The following is a 12,642-nucleotide window of genomic DNA, read 5'->3' on the forward strand; positions in this document are numbered from 1 at the left end:
GCGTGGTTTCTGACAGGGCTTCCATACCGCAGGGCGCGATGGGGAATGGCGACGCGGGTCGCGAATGCGCCAAGCCGGCCGCGTCCGCCGCTCAGCGGTCGCGCTTGCGCCGCACGTAGAGCTGTTTGCGGACTTTGGCGACGGTCTCGCCGCTGGCGTCGACGATGTCGTTGTCGAACCAGCGCAGGTACTTGTCGCCGCCGGCGGTGGCCGCGCGCAGTTCGTCCAGGATCTCGTCGGACAGGTCGAAGCGCGCGGTCACGGTGCCGCGGCCGGGCTTGAGGAATTCGATGCCGCCGGCGCGGTCCCAGACGATGTAGTCGCGGCCCAGCGCGTTCATCGCCAGCAGCATCCAGAACGGGTCGGTCATCGCGAACAGGCTGCCGCCGAAGTGGGTGCCGACGTAGTTGCGGTTCCACGGGCGCATGCGCAGTTCGACCGCGGCGTGGCGGTAGTCGGGCGAGATCGCGGCGACGTGCACGCCGGTGAACAGGAACGGCGGCCACAGGTTGAGGCCGAATCGCAGGGTGCTGGCTTTCATGCGCGCTGGGCTGGGGAGGGGCGCGGGCAGTCTGCCATACGGATGCGTATTGTTGAAGCCGTGGCGGTGAGTGGAGTGGTCGGCCGCGTTTCCTTGCCCGGCGTTCCGGGGAGAGCTTCCTCGCCCCGTCGTTCCGGGGAGAGCTTTCCCAACCGTCATTCCGAGGAGAGCTTCCCCCGGTCCGTCACTCCGAGGAGAGCTTCCCCCGGTCCGTCATTCCGGCGAAAGCCGGAACCCATTTTGATTTGGCTTTTGCGTTTTTTGCCACCGGAAAGAGCAAAGTCAAAATGGGTTCCGGCTTTCGCCGGAATGACGGGTTGGGATGGATGGCGAAAGCAGCAGGCTGGGGTGGATGGCGAAAGCAGATGGGAGTTGGGCGACGGGAGGCCAGTGATTGCGTCTCCCGATTCCGATCCCGATCCCGATCCCCGAGCCTGGGCGCTTAGAACAGCAACGCCGACATCTTGCGCCGGTACACGCCGACCAGGTCCTCGTCCGCGACCACCCGGAACGCATCGATCAGCGCCTTGCGCGGCAGGCCTTCCTGGAACGTGCGGTCGCGCCGCAGCAGTTCGATCAGTTGCTCCAGCCCGGCCTGGTCCTGGCCGGCGGCGATCAGGCGTGCGCCGAGCAGGTAGCGGGCCTGGGAGTCCTCCGGCGTGGCGGCCAAGGTCGCCTCCAGGGTCGCCGCCGGCGGCGCGTCGCGGACCACGGCGAGGAAGCCGAGCTTGGCGCGGGCGCGCACGGTGCGGTCGTCGGTGGCGAGGTTGGCCGGCAGCGCGTCGAGCAGCTGTTCCGACTCGGCCTGCGCGCCGGTCGCGAGCAGGGCCAGGGCGAGGTCGAGCTTGAGCTCGGGCTTGTCGGGCTGCTCGGCGCTCTCGCGGCGCAGGCGCACGACTTCGGCGTGCGGGTCGACCGGCGCGGCCTCGACCGGCTCCGGCTCGGCGGCGGCGGCGGCCGGCTCGATCCCGTGCGACTTGAGGAACTCGCGCACCACGCTTTCCGGCAGCGCTTCGGCGAAGCCGTCGACGAGCTGGCCGTCCTTCATCAGGTACACGGTCGGGATCGAGCGGATCTGGAACGCGGCGCCGAGCTGCTGCTCGGCCTCGACGTCGACCTTGGCCAGCACGAACGCGCCGTTGTATTCGCCGGCCAGCTTTTCCAGGATCGGGCCCAGGGTCTTGCAGGGCTGGCACCAGTCGGCCCAGAAGTCGATCAGGACCGGCACCTGCAGCGACTTTTGCAGCACGTCCTGCTGGAAACCTTCGGTGGTGGCGTCGAATACGTGGGGCGTGGCGGCGTGGGCGGTCATCGGCGGGCTCGTGGACTCGATAGCGGATTCGTCCCTACAGGTGGGGACGCGGGCGGCGCGAGGCAAGCGCGTCGCGAGCCGCGCACGCTAGCATGTCGCGATGAAGGCCTCACCCAACTCCGCCGGCGCGCGTTCCGCGGGCCCGGCATCGACGTCGGCCGGCGCCAAGTCCGCCGATGCGGCGCCCGCCGGCTCGACATTGGCCGATCCGACATCGTCCGGCGGCAAGTCAGCGCGCGCGAAGTCCGCCGCCGGCGCGACGCGGGCCGGCGCCGGCGACGCGGGCGCGTTCGCGCTGGCGCTGGCCGCGGCGCTGTGTTGCGTGGCCGCGCTGCTGGGTTTCGGCGCGGCGCTGGAGGGCTACTCGCATTGGCAGCATCCGCCCGGCCTGCTCGGCGCGCGCGGCATCCCGCGCGCGCTGGCGTTCAATTTGCTGGGCTATGTCGGGCCGGGGCTGGTCCTGGCCTGGGTGGCCTGGCGCCTGGCCGAGGCCGCGCGCGGGCAGCGCGCGCTGGCGCGGATCGGCGCGTGGCTGTGGCTGTGGTCGGCGCTGGCGTGGGCGGCGCAGGGCATCGCCGTGCTCGATCCGCGGGACCTCGACGCGCAGGCCAGCCGCCTGCACGCGCTGGCCTGGCTGCTGTGGTGGCTGGCGTTCGCGCCGGGCGCGGCGTTGCTGGCCTGGAGCGCGCTGGCCGCGCCGGCGTGGCGCCGCTTCGGCGCGATCGCGCTGGCCGCGGCCGCGGTGGTGGGCCTGGCGGTGATCGCGGCCGACGCGCGCCTGGTGCCGGCGGCGCCGGCGCAGCGGGTGGCTCTGCTGGCGTGGCTGGCGGCTTATCTGGCCGCGGCGCGCGCGCCGCGCTGAGGCGCCGCGCTCAATGCGCGCGCGGCGTCGGGCAGGCGCGTTCCATGCAGCGATCGAATTCCAGCTTGCACATGCGCCGCTCCGGCGCCGAGGCCGCGTCGGCCAGGCACTGACGTTGCTCGGCGAAGCAGGGGCAGGGCGCCGCGGCGGCCGACACCGCGGCGTAGCCGCAGGCGAACGCGGCGACGGCGAGCGCGACCGACGCGCGTCGCAGCGGCAAGGTTGGGCGCAGGGTCATGGTCGAGTCCTTTCGTTGCCGGTGGTTGCGGGCGATGCGCCGCGGACGCGGGCGGCGCCCACGTCGGGCGCCGGCGCCGCAGCAAGGTCGGTCGTAATCGGCGCCTGCCGCGGGCGCACCCGCGGCTGACCTTGCTGCGGCATCGGCATGGAAGCGAACGATCAGCGCGGGCGGCCGTGCGGGCGGCGCGGCGCGATGGCGCGGAGCGGCGATGGCATCGGCGAATTCCTTTTCAGCGGTGGCGGCGGAATGGATGGGGCGAGCGGCGTTGGGTGAGGCGGCTGCTTGCCGGCTGCGGATCGAGGCGTCGCGCGCCAGACGGTGCGGGCGACCGCTTGGGTTATGGCACGGCGCCGCCGCCGTTCGCCGTGACCGGGCTCACGCGCGCGGGTCGGGCGGCGGCGCGATGGCCGGAACTGGGATCGTGGGCGTGAAGCCGGTGTGCAAAGGCCGCGGCGACCGGAGCGGAAAGCGTCGGGCCTGAAGGCCCTCCCACAACAGCCACAAGGCCCTCTCGCAACAGCGACAAGGCCTCCCACAACAGCGACGAGGCCCTCCCACAACAGCCGGCGCTCTGGCCGGCTGTTGTGGGAGGGCCTTCAGGCCCGACGCTTTCGGCCCAGGTCGCGACATCCGCGCCGTCCCCGCCGCAATAAAAAACCCGGCCGCCTGCGCGACCGGGTTTTTCGACACGCCCCGCCGCGCTTACAGCGCCTGCTTGTACACCGTGCCGTCCTTCATCACGAACGCCACGTCCAGCACCGCGTTGATGTCGGCGATCGGATCGCCCTTGACCGCGACGATGTCGGCGCGCTTGCCGGTCTCGATCGTGCCCTGATCCTCGACGCCGAGCACTTCGGCCGCGCGGATCGTCGCCGCCTGCAGCGCCACCGCCGCCGGAATGCCGGCTTCGACCATGTAGACGAACTCGCGCGCGTTGTCGCCGTGCGGGCCCACGCCCATGTCGGTGCCGAACGCGATCTTGACCCCGTTCTTGTACGCGCTGGCCGCGGTCTGCTGGATCATCGCGCCGATCCGCGCCGCCTTCGGCCGGACCACGTCGGGGAAGTAGCCGTCGATCTTGGCCTTGTCGGCGACGAAGCGGCCGGCGTAGACGGTCGGTACGTACCAGGTGCCGCGCTGCTTCATCAGCGACATCACTTCCGGGCTCATGTAGGTGCCGTGCTCGATGCTGGTGACGCCGCCGAGCACCGCGCGCTTCATGCCTTCCTCGCCGTGCGCGTGCGCGGCGACGCGGTAACCGTAGTCCTTGGCGGTGTCGACGATGGCTTTCACTTCGTCCACGGTGAACTGCGGCGCGTCGCCGGACTTGGCGTACGACAGCACGCCGCCGGTGGCGGTGATCTTGATGACGTCGCTGCCTTCCTTGTAGCGCTGGCGCACCGCCTGGCGGGCGTCGTCGATGGAGTTGATCACGCCTTCGGTCGGGCCGGGCGGGCCGATCAGATGCGACAGCGCATCGTTCATGCCGTTGGTGGGATCGGCGTGGCCGCCGGTGGTGGCGATGGACTTGCCCGCCGCCCAGATGCGCGGGCCGCTGACCAGGCCCTGGTTGATCGCGTCGCGCAGGTGCGGGCTGACTTCGCCGCCGAGGTCGCGCACGCTGGTGAAGCCGGCCATCAGGGTCTTGTTGGCGTAGCCGACCGCGCGGAAGGCGAAGTCGACCGGGTCGAGGCGGAAGCCTTCGGAATAGCTCTGCGCGCTGGACTGGCCGCCCAGGTGCACGTGCAGGTCGGTCCAGCCCGGTGTGCAGGTGTGCTGCGACAGATCGACCGCGCGCGCGCCGGCGACGTCGTTGAGGCCGGCCTGCACCTGCGCGATCTTGCCGTCGCGCACGGTGATGGTGTGGGCGCCGAGCAGCTTGCCGCTGCGCGCGTCGAACAGCTTGCCGCAGCGCAGCGCGGTGGGTTCGGCCGGTGTCGGCGCGGCCTGCGCGGCGGCGGCGAACAGGCAGGACAGGACGGCGAGCGGTGCGGCGGCGTGCGGTCGGATCATGGTCGGGTCGGTTCCGTCTTGGGCGGGCGAGGCGTGTGGCGGGCGCAGGCCCGCGGCCGCGAGGCGCCGTCCGTGCCGCGTCGCGCGAATGGGAAACGCAGAACGTTCGAGTGCGCGGCGCCGCGTCGCGATTCCCCCCCGCGCGGCCGCCGGGCCGGGCCAGCATGCAAGCCGCGCGGGCCGAAGGTCAACGTGACGAACGGGCTAGGCCATCGCTCGCAGCGGCGTCGATCCGGCGCCGATCCGGCGACGCGACGGCCCGCGCGGCGACGCCGCGCGCGCACTTGCCGCGGTCGCGGCGAACGCGCAGGCTGGACGCAGCGCCGCGGCTCGCGCGGCGATCGAAGGAGCGAACGACGATGCGCGACACGACCATGGCGGCGCTCGCGCTGCTGGCGCTGGCGGCCTGCGGCGCGGCCTGGGCCGGCGAGGGCAACAGCGGCACCGACCGCGGCAAGCAGGCCAAGTACACGCCGGTGATCTGCCGAACCGGCGAAAACCTCGTCGCCGTGCCGCAGGCCGACGGTTCGCTGCAGTGGACCTGCGCATCGACCAGCGTGTCGTCGCCAGCGCCGCAAGCCGGCTGAGCGCATCGCCGCCGCACGCCGGCGTAGGGTCGGCGCATCCGTCGCGCGAGTCGTTGCGATGGGGCCGCGCGGTTACGATTCTTTAACGAGTTTGGCCAAAAAACCGCCAGGCCCTGAGCGACCGCACTTGCCAGCGCGGCAGCGCTTGCGCAAGGTGGGCGCCGGCGGGAAGCCATACGGACCGGGGCTTCCGACGTCATCGCCAGTCGATTTCCGGTTCGCCCAGCGAGTCGAACCACCCATGAGCAAATCGCGTTTCCTCGCGGCCCTGGCCGTCGCCGGCCTGCTGGCCTTCGCCACTCACGCCAGCGCCCAGATCTTCAAGCCACTGCCGGTGCCGTGCCCGATCGGCAAGACCGAGAAGCTGCTGTACGACAAGGACGGCAAGCCGGTCGCCCGCGTCTGCGTCTGACCCGGCGCGCTACGGCGCGCCAGCGCGGCCCGGGGCGGTTCGCCGCCCCGGGTCGTCGCAGGAGAGAGAAGCTTGCGTCGCGACGCATTCGTCGCGCAGCGCCACGGCAGCGGCCGAACGGGCCGCGGTGGTATCCCGTCCCGCGCCCGCGCACCGCCGGTTTCAGGCGTCGGCGGCGGCCGGCGTGTTGGCGTCGACGACCCGGTCGCGGCCTTCGGCCTTGGCCCGGTACAGCGCCGCATCGGCGGCCTGCAGCAACTGCTGCGGCGTGTCGCGGTCGCCGACGGAGGTGGCCAGGCCGATCGAGCAGGTCGCCGGGCCGAAGGTCTGGCGCAGGTGGACGATCGTGGTCGCCGCGATCGCCGCGCGGATCTGCTCGGCGCGCTGCATCGCCGCGGCGGCGTCGGCCTCGGGCAGGACGATGGTGAATTCCTCGCCGCCGTAGCGGCAGGCGATATCTTCGTTGCGCACCAGTTCCTGCATCAGCTGCCCGACCCGCGCCAGCAGCGCGTCGCCGGCGGCGTGGCCGTGGGTGTCGTTGAAGCGCTTGAAGTGGTCGACGTCGAGCATCAGCACCGACAGCGGCAGCTTGCGCCGCTGGCAGCGCAGCAGTTCGCGCTGCAGGTTCTCTTCCAGGTAGCGGCGGTTGAACAGCCCGGTCAACGGATCGCGCAGCGACTGCACGCGCAGGGTCTCGCGCAGTTGCAGGTTGACCACGGCCAGGCTGAGCTGTTCGGCGATGGACTGGATCAGCGCCAGGTCGGCCTCGCGCGGCGGGCGCTCGCCGCTGAGGCACAGCAGGCCGAGCGAGGTGTTCTGCGCCATCAGCGGCACGCACAGGCTCCAGCGCGGGTCGCCGCCGCTGTCGGCGCCGGCTTCGGCGCGGGCGAGGTGGGCGCAGCGCACGCCGCCGTCGTGGGCCTGGCTGCGGTGGGTGCGGCCGCGGCGCAGCGCCCAGCAATCGTCGGGATGCAGCAGGTCGGCGCTGGCGATGGCTTCGCGGCCGAAGCGCGCGGCGGTCTCGGCCAGGTTCTGCGAGGCGCGCAGGATGTAGCAGCGCCCGCCGAATTCCGGGATCAGGTCGGCGATGACGTGGGCGGTCATGTCCATCGCTTCCTGCAGGGTCTGGCAGCTCTGCAGCAGGCCGGCGTAGTGGCTCAGGCTGCGATGGCGCTCGGTCAGGCGCTGGCGTTCGGCGGCCGAGGCTTCCAGTTCGGCCAGCGCCTGTCGGCTTTCGCGTTCCAGCGCGCGGCTGCGCTTGTTCTCCTGCCACAGGTTCAGCATCAGCAGCGCCAGCAGGCCCAGCGCCAGCAGCAGGCCGCCGACCACCAGCGCGGTCAGCAGGGCCGCGTTGCGCTCGGTGCGCGCGTCGCGCGCGCTGAGCAGGGCGCGCTCGTACTCGCGCATGGCGTCGGCGACCGCGGTCAGCGCGCGCATCTGCTCGGCGCCGTGGCTGGTCTGGCTGCTGAGCCGGGCCTGCTGCGGGTCGCGCATGTGCATTTCCAGCAGCCGGTCGATCTCGGCCAGGCGCATGCGCACGCGCCGCTCGACGTCGCGGGCCAGGCGGTGTTGGCGCGGATTATCGCGGGTCAGCGCGATCAGTTCGGAGGAATGGTTCAGCGCCGCGGGGATGCTGGCCAGGTACTCGGCGTGCAGGGCCGGGCGATCGGTCAGGCGGTAGCCGCGCGCGCTGGATTCGACCGTGCGCGTCGCGGCCAGGGTCGATTCGATCTCGGCGATGACCTGGTAGGAGTGTTCGACCCACTCGGCGCTGTTGGCGAAGCTGCGCAGGCCGGCCACGGTCGCCACGCCGACCGCGGCCAGCAGCGCCGCCGCCAGCACGAACGCCGGCAGCCGGTACGCGCGATAGCGCGAGGCCAGCCGCGACGGCGGCGGTGGGGTGGGGGACGCGGGCGGCGAGGGCTGGGCCAAGGCGGGCTCGGGGGGCGGTCCGACCGGCTCATCTTCCCATACCCGGGCGGGGCCGCCGCGCGGACCGCGCGCCGGCGGTCGCGCCGCGGCTGCCGGCCATCCCGCGGCGGGCCGGGGACGGCGCCATGCGTGGCGGGCTTTTGTGCGCTGCGGTAGGCTTGCCGGTCCTGCCCCATCGCCACCGCCACGCCTGTGTCCGACGCCGCCGCCCCCGCCCCGCACGACCCCCAGAACGACTCCAGGCCCTTCGAGCCGGCCGCCCTCGAGGCCGCCGCCCAGCGTTACTGGGACCAGACCCGCGCGTTCGAGGTCGACGAGAACTCGGCCAAGCCCAAGTACTACTGCCTGTCGATGCTGCCGTACCCGTCCGGCGCGCTGCACATGGGCCACGTGCGCAACTACACCATCGGCGACGTGATCAGCCGCTACAAGCGCATGACCGGCTTCAACGTGCTGCAGCCGATGGGCTGGGACGCGTTCGGCCTGCCGGCCGAGAACGCCGCGATCAAGAACAAGACCGCGCCGGCCAAGTGGACCTACGCCAACATCGCCCACATGAAGGCGCAGCTCAAGACCATGGGCTACGCCATCGACTGGTCGCGCGAGTTCGCCACCTGCACGCCGGACTACTACGTGCACGAGCAGCGCATGTTCGTGCGGCTGATGAAGCAGGGCCTGGCCTACCGCAAGAACTCGGTGGTGAACTGGGACCCGGTCGACCAGACCGTGCTGGCCAACGAGCAGGTCGTCGACGGCCGCGGCTGGCGCACCGGCGCGCTGGTGGAAAAGCGCGAAATCCCGCAGTGGTTCCTCAAGATCACCGACTACGCCCAGCAACTGCTCGACGGCCTGGACGCGCTGCCGGGCTGGCCGGATGCGGTCAAGACCATGCAGCGCAACTGGATCGGCCGCAGCGAGGGCCTGGAGATCCGCTTCGACGTGGTCGAAGCCGACGGCCGCCCGGTCGATGCCGCGCTCGACAATCTGGTGGTGTTCACCACCCGCCCGGACACGCTGATGGGCGTGACCTACGTGTCGGTCGCCGCCGAGCATCCGCTGGCCGCGCACGCCGCGCAGACCGATCCGGACCTGGCCGCCTTCATCGCCGAACTGCGCCAGGGCGGCGTGTCCGAGGCCGAGCTGGAAACCCAGGAAAAGCGCGGCCGCGACACCGGCCTGCGCGCGGTGCATCCGGTCACCGGCGAACAGGTGCCGGTGTACGTGGCCAACTTCGTGCTGATGAACTACGGCACCGGCGCGGTCATGGCCGTGCCCGGCCACGATCAGCGCGACTGGGAATTCGCCCAGCGCTATCACTTGCCGATCAAGACCGTGATCGTGCCCGACGCGGTGCGCGACGCGCTGGCCGAGATCGGCCGCGACCTGTCCGCGCACGCCGACCCGATGGCCAGCGCGCTGGGCGGCGCGCCGGCGCTGGACGTGTACGACACCGGCGCGGCGGTGCAGGTGGTCGAGGAATTCCAGCGCGGCATCGCCGAGCAGGGCCCGTGGAACGAACGCGGCTGGCTGGTGAATTCCGGCGAGTACGACGGCATGGACTTCCAGCAGGCGCTCGACGCGCTGGCCGCGCGTTTCGAAGCCGAAGGCCGCGGCAACCGCCGGGTCAACTACCGCCTGCGCGACTGGGGCGTGAGCCGCCAGCGCTATTGGGGCTGCCCGATCCCGGTGATCCTGTGCCCGAGCTGCGGCGACGTGCCGGTGCCGGAAGACCAGCTGCCGGTAGTGCTGCCGGAAGACGTCGAGGACGCGTTCGCCAAAGCCGGCGCCGTCACCTCGCCGATCAAGGCCGACCCGAACTGGCGCAAGACCACCTGCCCGAACTGCGGCGGCGCGGCCGAGCGCGAGACCGACACCTTCGACACCTTCATGGAGTCGAGCTGGTACTACGCGCGCTACACCTCGCCCGGCGCGGCCGAGCAGGTCGACGCGCGCGCCAAGTACTGGACCCCGGTGGACCAGTACATCGGCGGCATCGAGCACGCGATCCTGCACCTGATGTACTTCCGCTTCTATCACAAGCTCATGCGCGACCAGGGCCTGGTCGACAGCGACGAGCCGGCGGTGAACCTGCTGACCCAGGGCATGGTGATCGCCGAAACCTACTATCGCCCGCGGCCGGACGGCCGGCCCGACTGGATCAATCCGGCCGACGTCGAAGTCCAGCGCGACGAGCGCGGCCGCATCGTCGGCGCGACGCTCAAGGCCGACGGCCTGCCGGTGGAGATCGGCGGCATCGAGAAGATGGCCAAGTCGAAGAACAACGGCGTCGATCCCAAGCTGATGGTCGACAAGTTCGGCGCCGACACCGTGCGCCTGTTCTCGATGTTCGCCGCGCCGCCGGACCAGTCGCTGGAGTGGAACGAGGCCGGCGTGGAAGGCATGGCGCGGTTCATGCGCCGGCTGTGGACCGCGGTGCAGCGCCACGCCGACGCCGGCCCCGCGCCGGCGCTCGACGCGGCCGCGCTGACCCCGGAGCACAAGACCCTGCGCCGCCAGGTCCACGAGACCGTGCAGAAGGTCGGCAGCGACTACGGCCGCCGCCACAGCTTCAACACCGCGATCGCCGCGGTGATGGAACTGCTCAACCACCTGTACAAGTTCGACGACGCCAGCGGCAACGGCCGCGCCCTGCGCCAGGAGGCGCTGGAGGCGATCGTGCTGCTGCTGAACCCGATCACCCCGCACACCAGCCACGCGCTGTGGCAGACGTTGGGCCACGCCGAGACCCTGCTGGAGGACATCGCCTTCCCGCAGGCCGACCCGGCCGCGCTGACCCGCGACAGCGCGACCCTGGCGGTGCAGGTCAACGGCAAGCTGCGCGGCACCATCGAGGTCGCGGTCGGCGCGCCGAAGGAAGAGATCGAGGCGCTGGCGCTGGCCGAACCGAACGCGGCCAAGTACCTGGAAGGCCTGAGCGTGCGCAAGGTCATCGTGGTGCCGGGCAAGATCGTCAACATCGTCGCCGGTTGAGCCCGCGCGCCGGCGCCGCCGCCGCGGCGGCGCCGGACCGCCCGCGACGCGGGCCGGCGCGTCCGCGCGCACCGCGTCGCACGGTTCAGCCTTCGCTATTGCTGCCCACGGCCGCCTCGTCCAGACTTCGTCCCATGACGCCTCGCTCCCTTTTCGCCCGCACGTCGCTTGCGGCTCTCGTGCTGGCCCTGTCGGCCTGCGGCTTCCAGTTGCGCCAGGCCCTGACCCTGCCGCCGGACCTCGGCCCGGTGCGGGTGGTCTCGGTGGACCGCTACAGCCCGCTGGCCGAATCGCTGGCCCAGGCCCTGACCCGCGCCGGCGCGGTGCCGGCCCAGGACGGCTCGACCGAGGTGGCGGTGCTGGACCTGATGTCGGAACGCTGGGGCGACACCCCGGCCGCGCTCGACGAACTCGGCCGCGTGCAGGAATACAGCCTGCGCTACGCGGTGGTGTTCGAACTGCGCAAGTCCGACGGCAAGCCGCTGGTGCCGCGCCAGAGCATCGAGCTGTCGCGCGACTACGTCTCGAACCCGACCAACGCGATCGGCACCGAGGGCGAGCGCGAGATCCTGATGCGCGAAATGCGCCGCGAGATGAGCTCGGCGGTGCTGCGCCGGATCGGCGCGGTCACCGAGCGCGGCGCGGTCGTCGAGCGGCGCTGAGCCGCCCGCCGCGCTGCGCCCGACGCGCGAGGCCGCCGTCATGGAACTCACCCCCGAACGCCTGGTCGCCCAACTCGACCAGGAACCGCTGCGCCCGGCCTACCTGATCGCCGGCCCCGAGCCGCTGCGCGTGCTCGAAGCCGCCGACGCCGTGCGCGCCGCCGCGCGCGCCCAGGGCATCGGCGAGCGCGAAGTGTTCGAAGCCGAAGGCAACCAGCGCGAGCCCGACTGGAACGCGCTGTCGGCGAGCTTCCGCGCGCCGAGCCTGTTCGCCAGCCGGCGCCTGCTGGAACTGCGCCTGCCCAGCGGCAAGCCGGGCAAGGAAGGCGCCGAGGTCATCGCCGATTTCTGCGCCGATCCGCCGCACGACGCGACCTTGCTGATCACCGCCGGCGAATGGAGCAAGCAGCACGGCGGCAAGTGGAGCGAGGCGGTCGGCCGCATCGGCCACCTGTGCGTGGCCTGGGCGATCAAACCGCACGAACTGCCCGAATGGATCGAGCGCCGCCTGCGCCAGCGCGGCCTGCGCGCCGATCGCGACGCGGTGCAGAGCCTGGCCGACCGGGTCGAGGGCAACCTGCTCGCCGCCGCGCAGGAAGTCGACAAGCTGGCGCTGCTGTCCGACGGCGAAACGCTGACCGTCGAGCGCATGCAGGCGCTGGTCGCCGACGCGGCGCGCTTCGACGTGTTCCGGGTGCTCGACGCGGCCATGAACGGGCAGGGCGCGCAGGTCTCGCGCATGCTCGCCGGCCTGCGCGCCGAGGGCGAAGCGGTGCCGGCGCTGCTCGGCATGGTGGTGATGGAACTGCAGCGCACCGCCGCGCTGGCGCGGGTGTCGGCGCGCGGCGGCAACCTGTCGTCCGAATTCAAGGCCCAGCGCATCTGGGACTCCAAACAGCCGATGTACCGCCGCGCCCTGCAGCGCCACGACGCGCGCCGCTGGGAAGCGCTGCTGGTCCAGGCCGGGCGCGTGGACCGAATGGCCAAGGGCCGCGAGGCCGGCGACGCCTGGGTCGCGCTGGAACGCTTGCTGCTGGCGGTGGCCGAGCCGCGCGCGCTGCGCCTGCTCGCGGTCGCCGCGCACTGAGC

Annotated in this window: 11 protein-coding genes and 1 pseudogene; 7 read left to right on the forward strand and 5 right to left on the reverse strand. The window is 72.0% G+C overall.

What is annotated here, in order from left to right; all coding sequences use genetic code 11:
* Nucleotides 1–91 precede the first annotated feature (91 nt).
* A complete protein-coding gene (locus RDV84_RS15465) occupies nt 92–541 on the reverse strand; it encodes a DUF4442 domain-containing protein (RefSeq protein WP_057948301.1) in 450 nt (149 codons plus the stop codon).
* A 442-nt stretch (nt 542–983) separates the two neighbouring features.
* On the reverse strand, nt 984–1,853 hold the full coding sequence (locus tag RDV84_RS15470) for a tetratricopeptide repeat protein (RefSeq protein WP_309150837.1): 870 nt from the start codon (nt 1,851–1,853) through the stop codon (nt 984–986).
* A 100-nt stretch (nt 1,854–1,953) separates the two neighbouring features.
* Between RDV84_RS15470 and RDV84_RS15475 the strand changes: the two genes are divergently transcribed.
* Nucleotides 1,954–2,715, forward strand: coding sequence for a DUF998 domain-containing protein (locus RDV84_RS15475; RefSeq protein ID WP_309150838.1), 762 nt, complete (start codon nt 1,954–1,956; stop codon nt 2,713–2,715).
* 10 nt (nt 2,716–2,725) lie between these two features.
* Here the strand turns inward: RDV84_RS15475 and RDV84_RS15480 are convergent, their stop codons facing one another.
* Nucleotides 2,726–2,953 (reverse strand): hypothetical protein, encoded by a 228-nt coding sequence (locus RDV84_RS15480; protein ID WP_309150839.1) that lies wholly within the window; start codon nt 2,951–2,953, stop codon nt 2,726–2,728.
* Nucleotides 2,954–3,399: 446 nt separating this feature from the next.
* Between RDV84_RS15480 and RDV84_RS26570 the strand changes: the two are divergent.
* Nucleotides 3,400–3,609: pseudogene (locus RDV84_RS26570) on the forward strand (DUF6053 domain-containing protein); the annotation flags it as partial.
* Between the two features lie 49 nt (nt 3,610–3,658).
* On the opposite strand, the gene RDV84_RS15485 reads toward RDV84_RS26570, so the two are convergent.
* Nucleotides 3,659–4,969, reverse strand: coding sequence for a metal-dependent hydrolase family protein (locus tag RDV84_RS15485; RefSeq protein ID WP_309150840.1), 1,311 nt, complete (start codon nt 4,967–4,969; stop codon nt 3,659–3,661).
* A gap of 359 nt (nt 4,970–5,328) precedes the next feature.
* Between RDV84_RS15485 and RDV84_RS15490 the strand changes: the two genes are divergently transcribed.
* On the forward strand, nt 5,329–5,556 hold the full coding sequence (locus tag RDV84_RS15490) for a hypothetical protein (protein ID WP_057948296.1): 228 nt from the start codon (nt 5,329–5,331) through the stop codon (nt 5,554–5,556).
* A 241-nt stretch (nt 5,557–5,797) separates the two neighbouring features.
* The gene (locus RDV84_RS15495) at nt 5,798–5,968 is read left to right on the forward strand and encodes a hypothetical protein (RefSeq protein ID WP_157490406.1); all 171 of its coding nucleotides are present in this window, start codon (nt 5,798–5,800) and stop codon (nt 5,966–5,968) included.
* Nucleotides 5,969–6,130: 162 nt separating this feature from the next.
* Here RDV84_RS15495 and RDV84_RS15500 read toward each other — a convergent pair whose 3' ends face one another.
* A complete protein-coding gene (locus RDV84_RS15500; protein WP_309150841.1) occupies nt 6,131–7,900 on the reverse strand; it encodes a sensor domain-containing diguanylate cyclase in 1,770 nt (589 codons plus the stop codon).
* 192 nt (nt 7,901–8,092) lie between these two features.
* Between RDV84_RS15500 and leuS the strand changes: the two genes are divergently transcribed.
* From leuS to holA, 3 genes are all read left to right on the forward strand, one after another.
* Complete coding sequence (gene leuS, locus RDV84_RS15505) at nt 8,093–10,891, forward strand: leucine--tRNA ligase (RefSeq protein ID WP_309150842.1); 2,799 nt, start codon at nt 8,093–8,095, stop codon at nt 10,889–10,891.
* 179 nt (nt 10,892–11,070) lie between these two features.
* Complete coding sequence (locus RDV84_RS15510) at nt 11,071–11,553, forward strand: LPS-assembly lipoprotein LptE (protein ID WP_231736133.1); 483 nt, start codon at nt 11,071–11,073, stop codon at nt 11,551–11,553.
* Nucleotides 11,554–11,593: 40 nt separating this feature from the next.
* Entirely contained in the window at nt 11,594–12,640 is a 1,047-nt protein-coding gene (holA, locus tag RDV84_RS15515; protein ID WP_309150843.1) for a DNA polymerase III subunit delta, read from the forward strand.
* Nucleotides 12,641–12,642: the final 2 nt, after the last annotated feature.

It is taken from the genome of Lysobacter yananisis, assembly GCF_031199375.1.
GTDB classification, from domain to species: domain Bacteria; phylum Pseudomonadota; class Gammaproteobacteria; order Xanthomonadales; family Xanthomonadaceae; genus Lysobacter; species Lysobacter yananisis.